Source organism: Flavobacterium cellulosilyticum, from assembly GCF_004349355.1.
In the GTDB taxonomy this organism is placed as follows: domain Bacteria; phylum Bacteroidota; class Bacteroidia; order Flavobacteriales; family Flavobacteriaceae; genus Flavobacterium; species Flavobacterium cellulosilyticum.
In genome coordinates this window covers 48,619-64,135 of the sequence record NZ_SMFK01000010.1, presented here as the reverse complement: position 1 = coordinate 64,135, position 15,517 = coordinate 48,619, and the positions used below count along the sequence as shown (strand labels likewise).

The 15,517-nt window shown below is 33.6% G+C and carries 7 protein-coding genes; 1 reads left to right on the top strand and 6 read right to left on the bottom strand.

The window, feature by feature from the left end; genetic code table 11:
* Positions 1-1,518 carry a RagB/SusD family nutrient uptake outer membrane protein gene (locus E0F76_RS13685; protein ID WP_132007124.1) on the bottom strand — a complete coding sequence of 506 codons (1,518 nt, stop codon included), beginning with the start codon at positions 1,516-1,518 and terminating at the stop codon, positions 1-3.
* 10 nt (positions 1,519-1,528) lie between these two features.
* Positions 1,529-4,651 carry a SusC/RagA family TonB-linked outer membrane protein gene (locus tag E0F76_RS13680; RefSeq protein WP_132007121.1) on the bottom strand — a complete coding sequence of 1,041 codons (3,123 nt, stop codon included), beginning with the start codon at positions 4,649-4,651 and terminating at the stop codon, positions 1,529-1,531.
* 289 nt (positions 4,652-4,940) lie between these two features.
* On the opposite strand from E0F76_RS13680, the gene E0F76_RS13675 reads away from it, so the two are divergent.
* Complete coding sequence (locus tag E0F76_RS13675; protein ID WP_132007118.1) at positions 4,941-7,814, top strand: triple tyrosine motif-containing protein; 2,874 nt, start codon at positions 4,941-4,943, stop codon at positions 7,812-7,814.
* A gap of 46 nt (positions 7,815-7,860) precedes the next feature.
* Here E0F76_RS13675 and E0F76_RS13670 read toward each other — a convergent pair whose 3' ends face one another.
* The 4 genes from E0F76_RS13670 to E0F76_RS13655 all read right to left on the bottom strand — a co-directional run bounded on the left by E0F76_RS13670 (position 7,861) and on the right by E0F76_RS13655 (position 15,517).
* Positions 7,861-9,564: a family 16 glycosylhydrolase gene (locus E0F76_RS13670; protein ID WP_246022066.1), complete on the bottom strand. Its 1,704-nt coding sequence runs from the start codon at positions 9,562-9,564 to the stop codon at positions 7,861-7,863.
* A gap of 10 nt (positions 9,565-9,574) precedes the next feature.
* Complete coding sequence (locus E0F76_RS13665; RefSeq protein WP_220398926.1) at positions 9,575-11,005, bottom strand: MFS transporter; 1,431 nt, start codon at positions 11,003-11,005, stop codon at positions 9,575-9,577.
* 53 nt (positions 11,006-11,058) lie between these two features.
* Positions 11,059-14,532 carry a hypothetical protein gene (locus tag E0F76_RS13660; RefSeq protein ID WP_132007346.1) on the bottom strand — a complete coding sequence of 1,158 codons (3,474 nt, stop codon included), beginning with the start codon at positions 14,530-14,532 and terminating at the stop codon, positions 11,059-11,061.
* Positions 14,533-14,680: 148 nt separating this feature from the next.
* Positions 14,681-15,517 (bottom strand): glycoside hydrolase family 16 protein, encoded by an 837-nt coding sequence (locus E0F76_RS13655; RefSeq protein ID WP_132007112.1) that lies wholly within the window; start codon positions 15,515-15,517, stop codon positions 14,681-14,683.

Here is a 15,517-nt window from a genome sequence, read left to right as displayed (position 1 = left end):
TTAATTAGTATACCCAGGATTTTGAACCAACAAAGTGTTTTGCAATTCTGAGTAAGGAATTGGGAAAACTTCATTTTTACCTGCTTTAAAACCTCTGCTTGCTAAGGCTGCTGTTGCGTCACCCCATCGTACCAAATCAAAGAAACGATGTCCTTCGCCAGCTAATTCTAACCTTCTTTCTGCTTTAATGGCAGCGATAGAAACAGGTGTACTTGCCAAACCAACTCTAGCTCGAACGGCATCCAATAAGGCTTGTGCTCTAGTTCCAGTTCCTCCTAATGCTTCTGCTTCCATCAAATAAGTATCTGCTAATCGAATAACATACGAATTTTGTCTATAATTCAAGACTGGCTCTCCTGTACCCTTAGTTACATCGGATTTTCTAGGAATAAATTTATTTAAGAAATACCCTGTATCTTGGTAACCTGCTATATAACTTGCTTGATTCGCTGCACTCAATGCTTTCAAATCTAAAACAGTAGCTCCAAATCTTGGATCAGTTTTGATTACATCATAAAAATTTTGTGTGAATATATTAAAACTCCAACCCGATGGAAGATCTGGAGCAGAAGCACCAATTTTGGTATAAGTTCTTGGTCCGCACATCACATTAACCGTGTCTCCCTCGTCAGAATCACTACCCCAGTTACCCCATCCAGAACTAGATACATTGGTATGAGCCACATCTAGAATAGATTCGGTATTAAATTTATTGTCGACAATCCAAAGATCACTGTAATTTGACAACAATTTATATCCGTATTGACTTGTTCCACCTGGAGTTCCGTTTACAGCTGCCAATTCGGTTGCTGCTAATGCTTTTTTTCCAGCCGGGTCATACAAATACACTTTTCCAAGTAAAGCTTTAGCAGCTCCAATTGTAAAACGACCCGCGTCTGCTGCAGGAACAGTCGCTGGTAATACTGTAATTGCTTCACTAAGGTCTTTTTCTATTTGAGTATAAACTTCCGCTTGAGTAGCTTGTTTCACTGAATAATATTCTGAAACAGAGAGAGGAGTCAATATTAAGGGAACGTTTTTGAACATTCTCACTAAATTAAAATAATAATTAGCTCTCAATGCTTTACATTCTGCCGTATATCTCGCCATTAAATCGGCACTCATAGGAATTGCAGGTAATTTAGTAAGCAAATAATTGGCTCTATAAATCCCTTTATAATGATCACTCCAAAAAGTTGTAGGAACATTAAAAGGACTAATTGTATAATTAGAGAATCCTTGAATTCCAGCGCCATCAGTAGCATTTCCTCCACCAGCATAATTATCATCTGAGCCTGCGTTCATCATCGTAATCATATTGTCAAACCCTCCAGAATTTTTTCTCATCACATCATAAACAGCTACAACTCCTGCAAAAGCCTGTGTTTCATTGGTATAATAATTGGATTCTAGATTCGTTCCTTTTGGTGCTACTTCTAGAAATTCATTGCTACAAGACATCGTAGTAAATATCACTACTGTTGCAATAAATAAAGACTTAATTTTTATATTTTTCATTTTTTTAAAATTAAAATTGAACATTAGCTCCTACCATAAAAGTTCTTGCTTGAGGATAGTACCCCTTATCTATTCCAAAAACATTACCTCCAATTTCAGGATCATATCCTGTGTACTTGGTCAATGTCAGTAAATTTTCAGCTGTAACAAAGAGCCTTACTTTTGAAGCTTTAATTTTAGTGATTAAATTTTCTGGTAAAGAATAACCAAAAGAAACCACTTTTAGACGCAAATAATCTCCGTTTTCTAAATAGAAATCAGACATTTTCGAAAAGTTTCCATTTCCATCTGAATTTGTGAGTCTAGGATAATCATTAGAAGTTCCTTCACCCGTCCAACGACTTAAGGCTTTTACTTGGTAATTGGCATTCAAAATATCTAATCGACGTAGTCCTTGAAAGATTTGATTCCCAGCTGCTCCTTGAGCAAAAGCCATAAAATCGAAACCTTTATATTCTAAATTAATAGTGAAACCAAAAGTATATTTTGGAAGAGGGCTGCCTAAGATTTGTTTGTCATTATCTGTAATAGCTCCATCACCATTAGTATCTGTCCAACGGAAATCACCCGGTAACGCATTTGGCTGAATTAATGCACCAGCAGTATTTTTATAGGCATTAACTTCTGCAAGGTTTTGGAATACTCCAGCAGTTTTATATCCATAAAAAGAGTTGTAAGACTGTCCTACAAGAGTTCTAGTTACACTACCCTCCATTGATTGAAATGTTGCATTACCATCAATAAAACTTTTTCCTTGTCCTAAATAAGTAACTTCATTTTTAAGATAGGATGCATTCGCATTGGCAGAAAAATTTAATTTTCCGAAATTTTTACGGTAACCCAATTCAAATTCAACTCCTTTATTACCCATATTAGCAACGTTTCCTAACGGACTTCCATTGGCTCCTAAATATCCTGGTAAATCAACATACTGTAAAATTCCTGTTGTTTTCTTATCGTAATATTCGACTGTTAAATTAAAATCATTAAATATTTTAGCATCAAAACCAATGTTCAATTGTGAAGTTTCTTCCCATTTTAAGTCTGGGTTTGCTGGGGCATCAGGACTGTATCCTGTAGTGACCACTGAACCAGTACTACCGAAAGTATAATTTCTTCCACCTCCAATAAGAGCTAAATACCCATTTGCCGCAATGGCATCATTACCCGTTACTCCGTAACCTGCTCTAAATTTCAAAGTGTTTACGACATCGTTATCTTTCCAGAAACCTTCTTTAGAAACAACCCAACCCGTAGAAAATGAAGGAAAAAATCCATACTTATTATTTCCACCAAAATTGGTTGAACCATCACGACGAATTATACCTGTTAACAAATATTTTTCTTTATAATCATAATTCAAACGACTAAATAATGACGTCACCCTATGTTGCTGTGAAGTATATGAAGTACCTAATTTCTTAGCATTAGGAATAGAAAAATTGAATGAAGCCTCTTGGTAGTTATTCGTTGGAATATCTTGATACAAAACATAGGTCCCAGTAGTGTTATTATCAGCATAAGCCCCTTGACCTAATAACAAAGTAAAATTGTGATCCCCTAAAGTTTTTGAATAGGAAGCGGTATTTTCAACATTCCAAGCATAAGTTTGATTGGTATTTCTGCTCAAACTGTTTTGTGTGGCTTTAACAGTTGAACTTAAGAAATATTGTGGTGTAAACGATTCATCACCCCAAAAAGCTCTTTTCAAGCCAACAGTAGATCTGAATTTTAAATCCTTAATAGGCGAAAACTCTAAGTAAGCATTACCTACAAAGTCGTCAGACCAATTGTAATTCCCTAATCTTGTTTTAACATAAGCTACAGGATTAGTCATTTCTTGTCCTACAACAGAAGATATTCCGTAAGGATTTCCATTAGCATCTCTAAATGCATCAGGATTATTGGCATAAATAGCCGCATTTGCTGCAATAGGATCAGTAACAACCAAAGGTGTTGTTGGATCAAGGTTGATTGCAGAACTCAAAGGACCTCCAAATTCACTATTAGTATTCCCTAATCCTACTCCTTTTTGATGTGTAAAGCCAAAGGTTTGACCAACAGTAAACATTTTAGACAATTTGTGAGTAGAGTTCAAACGGATATTCTTTTTACCAAAATTGGATATTTCTTTTGAAACAATACCTTGTTGATCCGAAATACCAAATGAAGCAAAAAACGTAGAAACTTCATTACCACCACTCAAACTTAATTCGTGACTGGTACGCATGGCGTCATTACTGAAAATTTCTTTTTGCCAATCGGTTCCCGTACCTAAAGCACTCAAGTTTGTATAAGGAATAGCCTGGCCCGCAGCACCCGCTTTTTCATTCATAATTGCACCATATTGAGTGGCGTTAAGTAATTTAAGGGTTTTTTCAGGAGCAGAAACACCTGTAAATCCAGTATAACTGATACTAAATTTACCCGATTTACCTTTTTTTGTGGTAACAATTATAACTCCTGATGCAGCACGCGCTCCATAAATAGCTAAGGAAGCAGCATCTTTAAGTACCTCCATCGATTCGATATCAGATTGATTTACAAAACCAATTCCGCCAGAATCTATGATTACACCATCTACAACCCAAAGCGGATTGTTACCTCCATAAGTATCAAAAGTAGTAATTCCCCTAACCCTTACAGTAGAAGCTGCTCCAGGTTGACCTGACTGAGCAGATACCATAACCCCAGAAACTCTACCTTGTAAGGCTTGTTCAATACGACCATTAGGAATTTTTTCTAAATCTTTTGCTTTAACACTAGAAATAGCTCCAGTATTGACACTTTTCTTTTGAGTTCCGTAACCTACAACTACTACCTCCTCAAGAGCTTCAGTTGAAGGTTTTAATTTTACCTCAATACGTTTTCTACCTTTAATAGCTTCCTGAGCCGAAGTGTATCCAACATAACTAAACACTAAAGTACCGCTAGAAGCAGCCTTTATTTGATAATTCCCATCCAAATCTGTTATTGTAGAGTTAGTAGTTCCATTTATTAAAATGGTAGCTCCTGGAATGGGTAATCCGCTCTGGTCAATGACTTTTCCGTTTATGACAACATCTTGCGCTTGTGCATAAACTGAGAATAGAACAGACAATAAACAAAAAATAAACGATTTTGTTAATTTCATTTTTCTGAATTTTTGGTTAATTAAATTAGTAATTACTTGCAATATTAAAGATATAATTTCATTATTGATAATTATTATACTATACAAAAACTCATCAAAGACTTTTTATTAAAATTACAAAAACCCATCATGTAAGTTTTAATGTGTTTATTTTAAACATTTTAACTATTTTTATTTTTTACATAGATCATTTACCCATCAAAAAAGAACACTACATTTATATAATTGTAATTTGTTAAACTATATTTAACAAATATTTTTAAGTTATCTCTTTTATTAAAAAAAATTTATGAAATCATTAACACGACAAATCCTTAGCTGTTTTTTGCTTTTTATAGGTAGTTATTACGCGAATTCTCAGGTAAAAAAAATTGGATTACCAGAAATTAGAAACTATAAACAAACCGATTATAATGGGGGAACTCAAAATTGGAATATTGACCAAGACGCCAATGGAAATTTATATTTTGCAAATAATAATGGCTTATTTCAATTTGATGGCTCTGGGTGGAACAATTATACATTTCCATTTCCTACCGTTGTTAGAGATGTAAAAGTTGACAAATCTGGAAAAATATTTGTAAGTGGGTATCAAGAATTTGGTTATTTCTTAGCCAATTCAAAGGGGAAGTTAGTGTATCACTCCCTTGCTAAATTCTTACTCAATAAAAACAAAGTGAATGACATTATTTGGAAAATTCACATCTACAACGGCGAAGTTATTTTTCAGGGTTTTGAGAAAGCGTATGTGTACAAAAACAATAAAATAAAGATTATTAATCCTTTCTCTCGTTTTCAATTTTCATTTCAGGTAGAAAATAAAATCTATTTTCAAGACATTGCAAAAGGACTAATCGAATACAATGAAGGAAAGCTACATATACTTGATGATACCCGTACATTAAACAGTACCGAAGTATGGGGAATGTTTGCCTTGCCAGAGAACAAACTTTTGATTTCGACACTAGACAAAGGATTATTTATTTATAGCAACAACAAATTAACTGCTTGGAATACCGATGCAAATACTTTCATAAAAAAGAATAGTGGTTTAGGAGGCGTAGCAATTAATAAAAAAAACATTGCATTAAATTCTGTTTTAAATGGAATCATTATTTGCGATCAAGAAGGAAAAATAATTCAACATATTAATCAAAAAAAAGGACTGCAAAATAATACGATACTCACATCCTATGTCGATAACAAAAAGAATCTTTGGCTTGGACTTGATAACGGAATCGCGTTTATTAATGAAAATTCACCTTTCTCCTATTTTGGCTCGACCTATGGCTTAAGCTCCGTATATGCTTCTGTTATTTTCAAAGGCAATCTATACGTTGCAACAAACCAAGGAGTGTTTTACCATGCATGGGATATTCCCTTTAAAGAAAGTGAATTTAAATTAGTCGAAGGAACAACTGGGCAAGCCTGGAACATACAAGTTATTGACGAAGAATTAATTTGTTCTCATAACCGAGGGGCAATGATAATAGAGGGAGGAAAATCTCAAAAAACATTAGACAATTTAGGTTATTGGATATTTAAAAAAATTCCAAACCGACCAAATTTTATGATTGGTTCCAATTATAGTGGCTTTTCATTGTTTGAAAAAAAATCAAATCGTTGGGAATATGTAAGTAAAATAAAAGGATATACCAGATCTGTAGGAGATTTTGAAATTGACAACCATTCTATTTGGGTCAAAAAAGACGAACATATCTATCAATTCCTACTTGACAAATCTCTTGTAAAATTTAAATCCATTAAAATTCACAATAAACTTTCTAAAACTGACCAAGGAATTACTAGTATACAAAAAATCAGAAACTCAATTTATTTTCAAACCAACAATCATTTTTACGAATATTCAGAGACTAAAAAACAATTCTATAAAGATACTATTGTCAATCAATTATTCAAAAATATACCCAAAACGAACACAATTTATGAGGATGGGATTGGTAATATTTGGTATGTCAACAAAGAATCATTAAATGTATTAATGAAAAACGAAGAAGGCGGATATACTAATACCATTGCACCCTTCTTTAATCTAACACAACAGCTTGTTTACAACAAACTATCAATAAACACTATAGATCCCGAAAATATATTTATAGGACTTACTGACGGTTTGATCCATTATAATTCAAAATCGAAAAATGAATACATTTCTAAACCTAAAGCTTTTATTAGAAGTTTTTCGTTTATAAATGACACCGTTCAATTTGGGAATAACGCAAATAATGCTGAAAAAATAAAAATCCCGTACAAATCAAATAATGAAAAATTTAGATTTTCTACTCCAACCTATGAAAATATAGAGAACATTAAGTTTTCATACAAACTCTCTGGTTTTGATGACAAATGGAGTAACTGGTCGCCTACTTCGACAAAAGAATATACTAATTTAAGAGAAGGCAACTATGTCATGAAAGTTAAGGCCAAGAACAGTTATGGGATACAGTCTGATGCAGCATCTGTTGCTTTTACAATTTCTCCCCCTTGGTATAGACACATTTTGGCGTTTATCTGTTATGCCCTCATTATAGCATTAATGGTTTATTATACTCAAGTAAGGATAAAAGCAAAAATCAGAAAAAACAAATACTACGAAAAAATTGAACAAAGAAGACTGTATTTAGAAAAAGAATCCAAAATCAGGCAAGAACAATTAGAATTGGAAAAAAAGATAGAAAAACTTCAAAACGAAAAGCTTAAAACTCAAATTCTTGTCAAAGACAAGGAATTGGTTACCAATTCGCTACAAGTTGTAAAGAAAAACAAAATACTCAACGGCATTATTCAAAAGATTAAAGATATTGATACCAACTCTTTTGATGAATCTACTAAATTTCAATTTACAAAAATAAACAAAAGCATTATCAAAGAAGTTAATGCGGATCATAGCTGGAAGGATTTAGAAAAACACATCAAAAATGTTCATTTTGATTTTTTAAAAAGATTGAAAGACAAATACCCAACAATATCTCCAAGAGAATTAGATTTATCGACCTATTTATTAATGAATATGTCAACAAAAGAAATTGCAGAAATCATGAATATATCAACTGGGGGTGTTGAATTAGCACGATATAGATTAAGAAAAAAACTTGAGCTCAATAAAAAAGAAAATCTCACTGGTTTTTTAATGAGTATTTAATCGGGAATAAAGTACCGTTAAAGAAGAAATTTAGATCGGATTATTTCTATTTTTTTATGATTTTCAAGTTTTGGACTCCATGAGAATTGGTTACTTTCAATAGGTAAACACCAGATTTAAAATTACCCATATTCAAAATATGGGACGATTTCACAACCTCATCAAGAATTTTTCGGCCTAACAAATCCATTAAAACAATTCGGTTTTGTCCGTCTAAAAACTTCAAATGCAAGGAGTTTTCAACTGGATTCGGATAATAATATTGCTTCAACTCAGCGGAAGTTTCGATTCCCAATGAACAACTACTTCCTACAACATAAGAAAAATATTTAGTTACAGACAATCCATTGGCGTAAGCAAACTTAACCGCATAATTAATTGTCGAACCAACAGTTTGACCAGAAATTGTTTTCGTGAATATTTTCCCTGAAACATTCGTCATTTGTGATTCGGAAAAAGGAGATTGTTCCCATAAATAGGCCACCACACCTGTTTTATCATTGTCTAATAGTTCGAACGTAATTTTCACATCTGTTCCAATGGTTTCAAATGAATAGTTGTAGCCTGTAGAGAAAGAGTTTTGAGAAGCTTGTGTAGCTGTACCAGAACATTTTGTTGTCGTGTCCTCGGTGGTTTTTGCGGGAAGTACAATTGGATTATTTAGTGCAACATTACCTGAAGCATCAGTTGCTGAAACATTAAAAGTATAGTTCGTATTTGGAGATAATCCATATATCACTATTGATTTTTGAATACCCGATGCACTAAATGTCGAAATCGTTTCAGAACCATAATTAACCGTATAGGTCACCGTTCCCGAATTATCTGTAGCATTCATTGCTAATTCAACCGAATTTCCCGTTATTGCTCCAACCGAAGCTGTAAAACTGGATGGAGCTTTAGTATCTGGAGTCGTATTTTGATATACTCGCACATAATCAATTACCATGGAAGTTGCTGTAAAATTAGAAGCTATTGTTCCTGCAACACCTCCCATCGCGATATTCAATAAAAGATATTGTTCTTTATCAAATGGCCAAGTATTCGCATCCTTAACGGAGGGGTTATAGGTATAATAGACAACATTATCCAGTAGAAATGAAATTTGGTTTGGCGACCAATTCATCGAATAAATATGATAGTTCGAATCAATATTAGAGTTCGCAATCATGCCACCTATGTTTGATGTACTCCCATAGGAAGAAGGTGTATGCATGGCACTTTGGATATAATTAACTGGATGTGACCTTGTAATTCCGTGTTCCATTATATCAATCTCTCCACAAGCCGGCCAATTTGAAGTCCCATAAGTTGCATCAAAATAGCCCCCATCTTCATTTACATTTTTACCTAACATCCAAATGGCAGGCCAAGTACCTGTTTCAATTGGAACTTTTGCCCGAACATCTATACGTCCGTATTTAAAAGCAAATTTTGAGTTTAATCGAGCAGATGTATATTGTTTTGTCACACTTTGATTGGTATAACTTTCTTTTTTTGCAACAATATTTAAATTCCCTGAATCTACAAAAGAGTTTGTTTGTTGATTCGTATAATGTTGTTGCTCTCCATTAAACCAACTTCCGCCAGCTGGCAATTGAGTTTGATGAAACCAATTGTTGGCATCGACAGCACCGTTTGTATCAAACTCATCTGACCAGACTAAATCATTATAAACCACATCTACTTGGGCAAAACAAAATTGACAAAGTAGAAAAAATATAATTTTATAGGTGTTGTGATTTTTCATTACTATCATTTTATAATTCGACTTTTCTCGAGTCTAATTGTTTTTTTATTTCTCTTGCTTTTTCTTCTGTCAAATCATAATTCCTCATGACCCACATGGCTATCAATGTACCTAGAATAGGGATTCCCGAATAAAACAGTCTCAATCCTGTTACTGCTCCATCTGGTTGGTTTACTGCATCTGCATTAAACCCTACTATTGTCATAATGACACCAGTTAATAATCCTGCAATAGCAAAACCAAACTTTACCATCCACCAGTAAATAGCTCCAAAAATCCCTTCTCTTCTTTTACCCGAAGTCAACTCATCTAAATCGCAAACATCAGCTGTCATAGACATCATCAGCGTAAACAAACTTCCGATTCCAAAGGAGAAAAATGGCAAAGCAAACAAAAACATATATGGTTTTCCAGGAATAAAGAGGAACCAAAGCATAATATACCCGATAATAGAAATTCCTTGACAGATTAAAAAGGCATTCTTTTTACCCGTTTTTCTAGAGATCCATGCCACAATAGGTATTACTATAAAAGTAGTTGCCAAAGCGCCCACACAACCAAAAAGTGTTGGCCAAATCCCTGCTGCAGCAGTACTTCCATCAAAAAGATAATAAACCACAATAAAAAACGAAAAAGCAGCTACGGTATTAAAAGCATTAAAAATCAAGAAAGTGGCAATACAAAGTTTTCTAAAAGGTTTACTTCTAAAGGCTTCTTTGAAACTGTTTAGAATTTCATTTAAACTACCTCCAATAGTTTTAAAGGTTAATGGTCTTAAATTGTCATCATTTTTGGTTGACTTACTTTTAATAAAGATTGCAGGAATCATTGCCAAAATCATACACGAAATACCTACCCAAACTGCTAATGTTCTCGTGGCAATATCTGCACTAGGGAACCATTTTGGATCGTACATAACCACCCAAAACCAGGGCGCAATTACCCAAGCCCACTGCCCGATCCATTGTGAAATGGCCATAATATTGGTGCGTTCGTGAAAATCATCACTCATCTCATAGCCCATTGCCACAAACGGCACGCTAAAAACAGATAATCCAAAATAAAACACAAACGAACATAAAAGGAAGAATATAAAATTATAATCCAACCCATTTTCTCGATACAATTGCCACATCACAACAAACGAAAGCCCCATAATGATTGACCCAATAAAAACATAACTTCTCCTCCTTCCCCAAATAGATCGGGTGTTATCAGTAATAAATCCCATAATCGGATCAAAGAAAGCATCAAATATTCTTGGTAGAAAAAACAAAACACCCCACATCCAAGCAGGAAAACCTAGATTTTGCACCAATACAACCATGAAAATACCAAGAGCTGCAGGAAACATTTGATTGGCCAACATGCCCAAACCAAATGCGATTTTTTGACCCATAGGAACCGATTCTTTTGGGATTGTTGTTGTTATATTTGACATAGTTAAAGGGTTTTTAATTATTTAATACTATTATTTTGCAATATGTTTTTTTTTTATCTCAAGCTAGCTTCAGTGATCGAAATTGTTATCTGCACTATTTCGCCTGTTCGATTAAATATTTTCTTACTTTGAATAGTGTTTAATTCAAATGAATCAACAACATCAATTTCACCATTTTTATAATTCACTATTAACTTATTTTCGGAAGCAATTTTATAAATTACAGGAACTTGACAATAGGTGAATGCCAGACTGTTTTTGGCTAATGAAATTGTATTTTTCAATCCATCAACTGCTATAAATTCAACATCTTGATTTTGATTTAAAAATTCATTTCTATTCAAAAGTGTGGGTTTAAATTGGAGTTTTCCATTTGATAAAACCACTCCTAATTCACTTATTCTAATTAAAACATCTTCTTTTACCTGACCCGTCATTCCTGGTTGTTGTGCTCCACGATGTTGTGGTGTATGAGAATAAGGATCGGTTGGAAAAGCACCATAAACCTCTGGTGCTTTATGAACACCTATTCCTTTTCCTATTTCTTCATAATGTGCTATTAAAGCATTAACAACCTCTTGATCTTCTTTGCTATTTACTGCTTTAAGGCAAATTTCTTGTACTGCCAAATGCAGTTTAGAAACCATGTGCCAATAAATGGATCCCAATCCTTCATATGCAAAAAATGTCCCTGACCTTCCTGTGAATGATTTATGGTTAAAGACTTCTTCGAAAAGTTGCAAAATGCTTGTTGAATCTTTTTCTACTAAGGCGCTATAAACCACTTCGTTTTTTAATTGTTTTAAAGCAGCTCTTAAATCATTGGCATTATGAAAATTACCGTTAAAATGATACCCACCCTTTACATCCCGATCAACAATACTATAATTTGAATCTTCGAGCAATTTATTAAGTAAATCAGACTGCTGTACTTTCTCTTTTGGTACATTGTTTTTTTCTAAAAACTTAGGCAGCTCTTTATTTGGATATAAAATATAACTGTTTTGGTCGGGTCTGTATAAAGCACTTGCACGTAAAGCATCTAAAATCTGTAATGAATCTTTTGGAGAAATTACTCCTGAACACAATACGGAAACTTGTCCTTCTAACATTTCTGAAAGATGAGAAACAACAACAGCGTCTTTTTCGATAGACATTAAATTATAGGCATGATACAATTTATCTTCCCTCTGATTGGCTCTTATAGAATGATCGATAAAATCCAAAGACACCTTAGTAAAAGTTTTCAACCCAGCCATTGAATGGGTTCTTTTCTTGCCCCAAAAACCGCTATTGTAAACTTGAAAACGATAATCCGAAGCGGCTTTTCCTAAGCGGTCTAATATCATTCTTCGGGAATGATCGTCTATTTTACCCGATAACAAATGCTGATTTTCTACCAAACACTCTCTCACTTCATGATAGAATTCTACCATTTCGTTAGAAATTTTGATGGTTTCTAAGTCGGAATTATCCAAAATTTGTTGGAAAAACTTCAAGAATCGTCTTAAATAATAAAGCGTCACCATCGAAACTCCATTTCCTACCAAGGCGTTGTTGGCATCATTCCATTCTGGACGTTGGGTGTTCATCCATATTCCTCCTTCGGGAATAAAGTTGGACATTTTGGCTAAAACCGTAGCTACTATTTTTTCGATAAAATTGACATGGTAAATGGCTTCATCATTGCTTTTAAGTAATGCACCGTCTGCTCCAATTTCATTTTTTCTCTCGTTAATTTTCGCGTCCCATTCATGATCAAATTCAATAGTATCTTTTGGATTTTGAAGAATCTGTTCGAATGGCTTGATAACATAAGGCACTGCTGCATAAACAAAACATTCTTTTTCGAAATATGAATTTAATTTCCCTGGATTGTATTTTTCGATAAACTCAAGGAATTTCAACAAATAAATAATTTGATGATCGCCCCAATAACCTATGTAAGACCATTCATTATCCGGCTCTATCGTTTCCCAATCGAAACCTCCTTTGGTAACGCGATACGGATTGTATCCGTCAAAAGTAGTGGCATTCAAAAATTTAAAAATCATTCCTTCAATAAACTGTGGATAGGAATACACTAAAGTTTCCCAGTTTTGAAAAATATCCCTCCAGTTTCCTTGATAATCTAAAATTTTAGAACCATCAATTTCACTAACTGTGTTAATCGAAAATTTATTCCATGGTCGACTTGGATCTCCATGTCTACGACTGAATTTGAGTGGTAAATATTCGGCAACTAGACGTATTAAGTCTGCGTCTTCTTCTTTAGCAAGTAACTCTTGCAAATCAGAAAAGGATACTATTTCTTGAAGATTTGCAATAAAGGATTGATTTTTTTGACACACTTCTTTATTGGCATGCAATAAATAGGAAGTAAAGTCTTTCTTTTCTATTTGATAATTATTGTCAAAAATTCCACCACGCATGATGTTGAAAAGTACATTTGAAAAATGACGGGTATCTTTTCTTTTATCTGCTGTAAACTGCAAACCATCGGCATTTGCATTAAGTGCGATAAGCTTTTGTTTACCTAATTCAATATCTCTAAAAAGTTTATTTTCTAAAGTTTTATCAAGTATTATTGAGTCACACAACGCTATAACTTGGGATTGATTTTGATTTACATTGGCAATAATTTTCCAATCACTTGAAGTATTTGGCGGCAAAAATAAATTATTAGAAATAAAATAGGCTCCTTTTTCTCCTCTCACATCGGTTTCCTGAGTTACTTTTTGTCCATTTCTAAAAGCAGGCAGCTGTATTGATGACAGCAAATAAGTTGGATTTTTGATACCTAAAGACCAAACAACATTGGCTTTAAGTGCTTCGCTTGGTTCCGCTTTATCAACAATTATGGCGCTAAGTGCAAAAATCCCTAAGCCACTTGCTATATGCAATTCATTTCTTTTATAACCATCAACAAGGTTGCTGGTGCTATTTTGCAAATCACTACTTACACCATGAGGCATAATATTTTGAATCCCATCTAATACTGTAATGGAATATGGTTTATTAGAGTCATTTATAATTTCAGATTTCTTTTCAAATCCAAAAAGATTAGTGGAACTCCATTGGTATCTAAAGGTGAGTTGTAAATCGTTATGAATTTCTTCAAAAATGACTTTGTTCCCGAACACATTTTTATATAAATTTCTGGTGAGGTTATAGTTTTCATTAAACCGTTCTGTAAAAGGTTCCCAAACCAATTCTTTCTGATCAAATCGAATTTGAAAAATTGATTTACTACCCGTAATATCTGCAAATTCGTTTATTTTATCATCCGTATAATAAGGGAATAATGCAAATTCCGCATTCTTTCTACCCGCAGAAAGTCCACCATTACTAGAAATAAACATCCAATGATTAGAGTCACTTACTATGCTCATAAAAAAGGGACGCATACTGTCGCTGTTGGTTATTTTATAAAATTGTTCTCCTTCAACAGTTATTAAATCCATTGAAACAGCTTTATCTTTAATGTCGATTTTATCATCAACAAATGAGGTTTGATTTGTACTCATCATTATGTTTTTTTTAAATAAGAATTGGCAATTATTGTATATTTTTTTAGTGACTTTATTGCAACTGAAAACCGTACAGTTAGACTTTATTACAAAATCTAATGTAAATTTTAACCAACAATAACAAGATCGAATAAACTAAATGAGCTTATTTATAAACTCTCACGTAATCGATCGTCATTTTTTGTGGAAATGAGGTTTGAGAATTTGGAGATCCTAGAAAATTGCCTCCAACGGCTAAGTTTAAAATTAAAAAGAAAGGATGGTCATAGACCCATTGTCCTTTAGCTTCCACATCTGATTTATTAACCCTATGAAACAAATAACTATCTACGAAAAAATCAATTTTATTTTCATCCCATTCTACAGCAAAAATGTGGAAATTGGTGTCAAACCGATCGTTAATCAAAGTGTAACTTTTTAAAATTGGATTTGCACCAGAATAGCCTGGACCGTGTAACGCACTACTCATTGTACTTGGCGCTTGTCCTCTTAATTCCATTATGTCAATTTCACCACATAATGGCCAAGAAACAGAATCATCATTATTTCCAAGCATCCAAAAGGCTGGCCATAATCCTTGACCATATGGTGTTTGAAGTCGAGCTTCAAAACGCCCATACTGCTGTTCGAATATTCCTTTTGTCTTGATTCTTGCTGAAGTGTATGAAGAACCTTGAAAACTTTCTTTGATTGCTGTGATTACTAAATTACCCTTTCCATTTAAAGAAATATTTTCAGATCTCTTGGTATAATATTCTAATTCACTATTACCCCAACCATTATTACCAGTACCGATATCAAAAGCCCATTTAGTGGCATCAGGAAGTGAGCCTGAAGCACCATCAAATTCATCGCTCCAAGTCAATTGCCAGTTATTATCTTCTAACTTTTGTTTGTCATCTACGTTACAACTAACTAATAAAATCATTAGTACAAAGGTTAATACGAGGTCATATCTTTTAAATAAAAAAGTGTTTTCCAT